Origin of the sequence: Anoxybacillus thermarum, from assembly GCF_000836725.1 — a bacterium.
Classification (GTDB): Bacteria; Bacillota; Bacilli; order Bacillales; family Anoxybacillaceae; genus Anoxybacillus; species Anoxybacillus thermarum.
The window spans coordinates 1-7411 of record NZ_JXTH01000086.1 but is presented as its reverse complement, the minus strand read 5'-3'; the positions used below and the strand labels follow the sequence as shown (position 1 = coordinate 7411).

Annotated in this window: 6 protein-coding genes and 3 pseudogenes; 7 read left to right on the top strand and 2 right to left on the bottom strand. The window is 44.8% G+C overall.

Annotation, left to right across the window (positions count from 1 at the left end):
• The 6 genes and pseudogenes from LH47_RS15615 to LH47_RS13615 form a co-directional block, all read left to right on the top strand.
• A partial coding sequence (locus LH47_RS15615; RefSeq protein WP_200890877.1) for a UPF0236 family transposase-like protein occupies positions 1 to 379 on the top strand: 379 nt, incomplete at its 5' end.
• 151 nt (positions 380 to 530) lie between these two features.
• Positions 531 to 1838 (top strand): annotated as a pseudogene (locus LH47_RS13635) (methylmalonyl-CoA mutase family protein); the annotation flags it as partial.
• Entirely contained in the window at positions 1825 to 4014 is a 2190-nt protein-coding gene (scpA, locus tag LH47_RS13630) for a methylmalonyl-CoA mutase (protein ID WP_043968430.1), read from the top strand. The pseudogene LH47_RS13635 and the gene scpA, both read left to right, overlap by 14 nt.
• Positions 4011 to 5111, top strand: a complete 1101-nt coding sequence (gene meaB / locus LH47_RS13625; RefSeq protein ID WP_043968428.1) for a methylmalonyl Co-A mutase-associated GTPase MeaB — start codon at positions 4011 to 4013, stop codon at positions 5109 to 5111. Before scpA ends, meaB begins: the two co-directional genes overlap by 4 nt.
• Before the next feature lie 59 nt (positions 5112 to 5170).
• Entirely contained in the window at positions 5171 to 6115 is a 945-nt protein-coding gene (locus LH47_RS13620; protein WP_235341161.1) for an aromatic acid exporter family protein, read from the top strand.
• Between the two features lie 50 nt (positions 6116 to 6165).
• Positions 6166 to 6669 (top strand): L,D-transpeptidase, encoded by a 504-nt coding sequence (locus LH47_RS13615; protein ID WP_043968426.1) that lies wholly within the window; start codon positions 6166 to 6168, stop codon positions 6667 to 6669.
• A 35-nt stretch (positions 6670 to 6704) separates the two neighbouring features.
• On the opposite strand, the gene prli42 is transcribed toward LH47_RS13615, so the two are convergent.
• A complete protein-coding gene (prli42, locus tag LH47_RS16190; RefSeq protein WP_009373849.1) occupies positions 6705 to 6800 on the bottom strand; it encodes a stressosome-associated protein Prli42 in 96 nt (31 codons plus the stop codon).
• Between the two features lie 141 nt (positions 6801 to 6941).
• Here prli42 and LH47_RS13610 point away from each other — a divergent pair.
• A pseudogene (locus tag LH47_RS13610) lies at positions 6942 to 7115 on the top strand (VOC family protein); the annotation flags it as partial.
• Positions 7116 to 7266: 151 nt separating this feature from the next.
• Here LH47_RS13610 and LH47_RS15610 read toward each other — a convergent pair.
• Positions 7267 to 7411, bottom strand: a pseudogene (locus LH47_RS15610) (UPF0236 family protein); the annotation flags it as partial.

The window sequence follows — 7411 nt, the reverse complement described above, 5'->3', positions numbered from 1 at the left end:
TCGGGAGTGGCTGTCGGAGCAAGGGGTGGAGACGACCGGCATGCGTCCGATGGGCCACGCCGAGAGCGTGATGAGCCGGTTTGCGCATCGGGTGAAATCCCGCCGCAGCTGGAAAGACCAAGGGCTTCGGGCGTTTCTGAGGGCGATGGCAGCCCGAATCGACGGGATTTGGCGGAGAAATGGGCAGTTGGTGGAGGAAGAAGAGACCCGAACGGCAGCCTCGGCCTCGACGAAGTCCAAGCGGGTTGAACAGGCCAAACGGAAGGCAGGACGGTTGTGGGCAGATGTGGTGCGGCAGAATCTACCGTGTCTGCAGCGGTCATCCGGGACGCCGATCCATCAAGCGTTGTCGGCGCTTCGGGATTTTGGTTGGGTGTAAAAAAATGGAATACAATATCATCACTTCAAGATGAGGGATGAGAGTCCAAAAGCGCTTACGATATCAATTCCTGAAAATGGTTCGCTAACTAGTGATTGACAACACCCGTAGTGAACCGAAAAAATGTTCTCCACAAAGTCTTGACTGACTCAATGCGATTCAACAGCTTGCTTTTGCTTTTGCCTCAGCGGTAGAGTATATGAATGAATGTCTCGAACGAGGATTGACGATTGATGACGTAGCCAACCGTATCGATTTTTCTTTCCCAGTTGGCTCACATTTCTTTATGGAAATTGCGAAGCTACGTGCTGCGCGGCTCATTTGGTCAAACATTGTGCAAGCGTTCGGAGGAAGCGAACAAGCGCAAAAACTTTCCATTCATGCGCGTACGTCGTATTTTACGAAAACGATATATGATCCGTACGTTAACATGCTTCGCGCAACGACAGAAGCGTTTGCTGCGATCGTCGGTGGAGCAAACAGCCTTCATGTTTCACCATTTAACGAACCGTTTGCAACAGAAGATGAATTTGCAGAGCGCATCGCTAGAAACACACAACTTATTTTGTTAGAAGAAGCCCATATCGGGAAAGTGATTGACCCAGCTGGCGGATCGTATTATGTAGAAACGTTGACAGCACAAATAGCAGAAGAAGCTTGGAAATTATTTCAACAGATTGAAGCGCAAGGCGGGATGACAAAAGCCGTTCAATGTGGATTTGTGCAAAAGGAAATTGAAAACGTAGCAAAACAACGCGAACAACATGTGAAAGAAAGAAAAGAAAAGATCGTCGGAACGAACGTATATGCAAACATTGCTGAGCCGTCAGCACCGAAACACACGTATACCTCTTACGGAAGCAATCATATGTATATCGATGTAAAAACAATGGAAGAGGCGCTTTCGCTTGTTAAACGTCGAGCGATCGCTCAACATCTTATACATGAAAAGGAAAGCATGACGATCGTGGCACCGATTCGACAATGGCGTTTATCTGAGCCGTTTGAACAGCTTCGCAAAGCATCGGAACGTCATGCAGAAACAAGCGGTCAACGTCCAACTGTGCATCTTGTAAATCTCGGTTCCATTCCAAAACATAAAGCGCGCGCCGATTTTATGACAGGCTTTTTTGAAGCAGGAGGATTTACGGTCGTAAAAAATGACGGTTATATGACGATAGAGGAAGCCGTCAACGGCATACTTGAAGCAAACGGAACGCATTATATCATTTGCGGGACAGATGATGATTATGTAGATGTCGTTCCGCATATTGTGCGTCAAGTAAAAACGGAAAAAAGCGATGTTCGCATATATGTCGCAGGAAAGCTACCATCACATATTGAAGCAACGTTTATAGAAGCGGGCGTCAATGGATTCATTCATATCGGTTCGAACTGCTACGATACGATTTTCGCATTTATGAAAGATATGGGGGTAAACGTGGATGGGGAAAATTAATTTTGCCAATCGGTCGTTACAATATGGAAAGCCAGTTGATGAACAAACGTGGAAAAAAGCGATCGAACAAAAAGTAAGAGCAACATTCGATGAACTCGTATTCGAAACAAACGAACATATTGCGATCAAACCGCTATATACGAAAGAAGATATAGAAGACCTCGATTTTGTTGACTATATGCCAGGCATTCCGCCATACGTTCGTGGACCATATCCATCCATGTACGTCAATCGCCCATGGACGATTCGTCAATACGCTGGCTTTTCGACAGCGGAAGAAAGCAATGCATTTTATCGTCGCAACTTAGCGATGGGGCAAAAAGGGCTGTCTGTCGCTTTTGATCTTGCAACACATCGTGGATATGACTCCGACCATCCGCGCGTTATCGGAGATGTTGGCAAGGCAGGTGTAGCCATTGATTCTGTGTTAGATATGAAAACGTTATTTGACGGCATCCCGCTTGATCAAATGTCCGTATCGATGACGATGAACGGTGCCGTATTGCCAATTATGGCGTTTTACATTGTGACGGCTGAAGAACAAGGAGTAAAACAAGAACAGCTATCTGGAACGATTCAAAATGACATTTTAAAAGAATATATGGTGCGGAATACGTACATTTATCCACCAGAAATGTCCATGCGTATTATTGCAGACATTTTTGCGTATACGTCCAAACATATGCCGAAATTCAACAGCATAAGCATTTCAGGTTACCATATGCAAGAAGCAGGAGCACCTGCAGATATTGAACTCGCTTATACGCTTGCGGATGGATTAGAGTATGTGCGCACAGGACTAAAAGCAGGCATTGACATCGATTCATTTGCTCCGCGCCTATCGTTTTTCTGGGCGATTGGGATGAACTATTTTATGGAAGTAGCAAAAATGCGCGCAGCGCGAATCATTTGGGCGAAAATGATGAAGACGTTTCATCCGAAAAACCCAAAATCGCTCGCCCTTCGCACGCATTCGCAAACATCGGGATGGAGCTTAACTGAACAAGATCCGTTTAATAACGTTGTGCGCACATGTTTAGAGGCGCATGCCGCAGCGATGGGACATACGCAGTCGCTTCATACAAATGCGCTTGATGAGGCAATTGCATTGCCAACGGACTTTTCCGCTCGCATTGCACGCAACACGCAGCTTTATTTACAAGAAGAAACAGGCATTTGCCAAGTCATTGACCCGTGGGCAGGTTCGTATTATGTGGAAACGTTAACGAACGAATTAATGAAGCGTGCATGGGCTCACATTGAGGAAATCGAAAATCTCGGCGGAATGGCGAAAGCGATTGAAACAGGTTTGCCAAAAATGCGCATCGAAGAAGCTGCGGCAAGAAGGCAAGCAAAAATTGACTCCGGTGCGGAGACGATTATCGGCGTGAATAAATATCGTCCAGAAAAAGAACAACCGATCGATATATTAGAAGTCGATAATACGGCCGTTAGAGAGCGGCAAATTGAAAAATTAAAACAGTTGCGCGCTTCCCGTGATGAAGAACTCGTTCAACAAACGCTACGTGCAATTACGAAAGCAGCAGAAACAGGTGAAGGAAACTTGCTTGAATTAGCGGTAGAGGCAGCGCGCGCTCGGGCGACGTTAGGGGAAATATCTGATGCGATTGAAAAAGTAGCAGGCAGGCATAAAGCCGTCATTCGTTCTGTTAGCGGCGTATATAGTTCTGAGTTTACAAACGAAGAAGAAATTGCCCGCGTCAAAAAAATGACGGATGAATTTTACGAGCTAGAAGGAAGACGACCACGCATTTTAATCGCAAAAATGGGACAAGATGGACATGACCGCGGAGCAAAAGTAATTGCGACGGCATTTGCTGATTTAGGGTTTGATGTCGATATCGGCCCGCTTTTTCAAACACCAGAAGAAACAGCTCGGCAAGCGGTTGACAACGATGTCCATGTCGTCGGCATGAGCTCGCTTGCTGCGGGGCATAAAACGTTGTTGCCACAACTTGTTGAAGAGTTGCGAAAATTAGGTCGTGAAGATATTATCGTTGTCGTTGGTGGAGTCATTCCACCACAAGACTACGAATTTTTATATGAACATGGTGCAGCTGCAATTTTTGGGCCAGGTACAATCATTCCGGTAGCAGCACAAAAAGTATTGCATGAAATTTATCGACGACTCGGTTACGAGGAAGTGAGTGAATGAGCGAAGAACGGACATCTCGGCCTGAATGGGCTGATGACGGAAAGATGTTTGCAACGTCGTACGTGAAAGGAAACGATCGTGCCCATTTAGCGAAAGAAAACCGATCGATAAAACGAAAAGAACGTTCCGTTGAGGAATATGTCGCAGGTGTACTGAATCATGATCGCACCATTTTAGCACAAGCGATCACGCTTATTGAAAGCAATGCACCAAAACATACCGAAAAAGCTCAGCGAATCTTGCATGAACTTCTTCCATATGTCGGGCGTTCGATTCGCATTGGCATTACCGGTGTACCGGGAGCAGGAAAAAGTACGTTTATTGAAGCGTTTGGACAATTTTTATGTGAAAAAGGTCATCGTGTTGCCGTGTTAGCTGTCGATCCGAGCAGTTCGATTACAGGCGGAAGCATTCTTGGAGATAAAACGCGCATGGAACGTTTAGCGCGCCATCCGCGTGCGTTTATTCGTCCCTCCCCATCAGGCGGCACGCTCGGTGGTGTGCATCGCAAAACGCGCGAGACGATGTTGCTTTGTGAAGCAGCTGGATATGATATGATTCTTGTTGAAACGGTCGGTGTTGGTCAAAGCGAAGTGGCGGTGCGCGGTATGGTTGATTTTTTCTTATTGCTCGCTTTAACGGGTGCTGGCGATGAACTGCAAGGAATGAAAAAAGGAATGATGGAGCTCGTCGATGCGATCGTCATTAATAAAGCAGATGGCGACAATAAAAAGAAAGCAGAAGTAGCGAAAGAAGAATATAATCAAATTTTACACTACTTGCGCCACGCAACGAAAGGTTGGGAAACGAAAGCGTATACATGTTCTTCCCTTTACGGAGAAGGAATTGAACAAATTTGGGAAGTGATCGAACGGTTTGTGCAAACGACAAAACAATCGGGCGTGTTTGAGGAAAGAAGAAGAGAACAGATGAAAGATTGGCTGCATGCAATGATTAAAGATTACTTACACAACCGCTTTTTTCATCATCCAGTTGTACAACAACAGTTGCCCGCTATTGAACAAGATGTGATGGCAGGAAAGCAGACGGTGACGATGGCTGCCGAGCAATTAATTCGTTTATATGAACAAATATAAAAGGTGTCCGTTGCGGGCACCTTTTATATTGGAATGTGTTATAATGGGGGCGGAGTGTGATGTTTGTGTTAAAAATTGGTTATCGAACGACGAAAACGGCGATCGGAACGGCGAGCGCTATTGCGATTGCCCAATCGTTACATCTTGAAAATTTTGCTTCTGCTGGCATTATTACGTTACTTTGTGTTCAAGTGACGAAAAAAAAATCATTGCAAACAGCGCGCGCTCGGTTTGTTGCCGGCTTAGTTGGTTTGTTGTTTTCGTTTTTCTTTTTTGAAGGGCTTCGTTATCATCCGGTTTCGATCGGTTTATTGTTACTGTTTTTCATTCCGACGACCGTCTCGTTGAAAGTGACGGAAGGAATTGCGACAAGTGCGGTCATTATTTTGCACGTATATATGGCGAAAGCGATGACGTGGCATCTTGTATATAATGAAGTGATGTTAATGATCATCGGCATCGGCATCGCTTTGCTCGTCAATATGTACATGCCGAGCGTGGAAAAAGATTTAAAAGAATATCAACGCATCGTAGAAGACTTATTTCGCATCATTTTTAAAGAAATTGTTCATTATTTACGGACGAATGAAAGTTTATGGGACGGTAAGGAAATTGCTTTAGCGGGCGATACGTTAAAGCAAGCAAAGGCGCTGGCATTGCAAAATATTGAAAATCATTTTTTGCGCAATGAAGATTATTATTACCGATATTTTCGTATGCGCGAACGGCAATTTGAAATTATTGAGCGGATGTTGCCGCTGATTAGTTCCATGACATATACGGTCGAGCAACGCAATATGATTGCGGATTTTATCGATGAACTAAGCGATGCAATTCACCCGGGAAATACAGCGGATCGTTTTATTCGGCAACTCGAGGAGATGAAAAAACAGTTTCAACAAATGCCGTTACCGAAAACGCGCGAGGAGTTTGAACAACGTGCGGCTCTTTTGCATTTTGTGAAAGAGATGGAACAATATTTAATCATCAAAAGTCAATTGTAACGGTATGATCGCCCTTTTTTCACGCACAATAATTGAAAAAGGGTGAGATGATGCCGCTTCTTTTTGCTTTCTTTCTTTTTCTTTCACCGCTTTGGCCACTCGGAGACAATCCGCGCCTTGGTGATCCGATGATTATTGTTAACAAACAAACGAATCAACTTGCTTTTATTCGCCATGGAAAAATTGAACGTATATATCGTGTTGCCACAGGAAAAACGAATGCGCTCACGCCAGAAGGATTATTTACCGTTACGGTAAAGGCGATCAATCCGTACTATCGAAAGAAAAATATTCCAGGGGGCGCCCCGAACAATCCTCTCGGTACAAGATGGATCGGATTTGATGCGCGCGGGACAGATGGACGGACGTATGGGATTCATGGAACGAATCGACCGTCATCGATTGGACGTTATATAACAGAAGGATGTGTGCGCATGCATAATCGGGATGTCGAGGTGTTATATCCGAACGTGCCACTAGGAACGAAAGTAGCCATTGTAAAAACAAATGAATCGTTCCAACAGCTTGGTAAAAAGTATGGGGCGCTGAAATAAAAAAGAACAAGCTGACCGAATATGGTCAGCTTGTTCTATATCCACATGCTTAATCCAGCGAGCAAAGAAGTCAAAAGCATCGAGCCGAGCATTAAATAAACAACAATTTTTTGCACTTTTTTTGAATGCATATTCCTCACCTCTTGCTTCTTATTGTACAAACATGCTGTGCGGCAAACAAGCAGGAAAAATGCAAAAAAAGAAGGAAAAAAGAAAAAAGATGTCGAAATACACAGATGGTTTGCAACCGAGAACAACAAAGGGGTGGGGTCATGGAAGTAAAAAAAGTCGATCATATTGGCATTGCAGTCAAATCGTTAGACGAGGCGCTTCCGTTTTATACGGATACGCTCGGCTTATCGTGCATTGGCATTGAAACGGTCGAATCAGAACAAGTTCGGGTAGCGTTTTTAAAAGTTGGCGATGTCAAGCTTGAACTGCTTGAGGAGTCAGTCAAGACTTTGTGGAGAACATTTTTTCGGTTCACTACGGGTGTTGTCAATCACTAGTTAGCGAACCATTTTCAGGAATTGATATCGTAAGCGCTTTTGGACTCTCATCCCTCATCTTGAAGTGATGATATTGTATTCCATTTTTTTACACCCAACCAAAATCCCGAAGCGCCGACAACGCTTGATGGATCGGCGTCCCGGATGACCGCTGCAGACACGGTAGATTCTGACGCACCACATCTGCCCACAACCGTCCTGCCTTCCGTTTGGCCTGTTCAACCCGCTTGGAC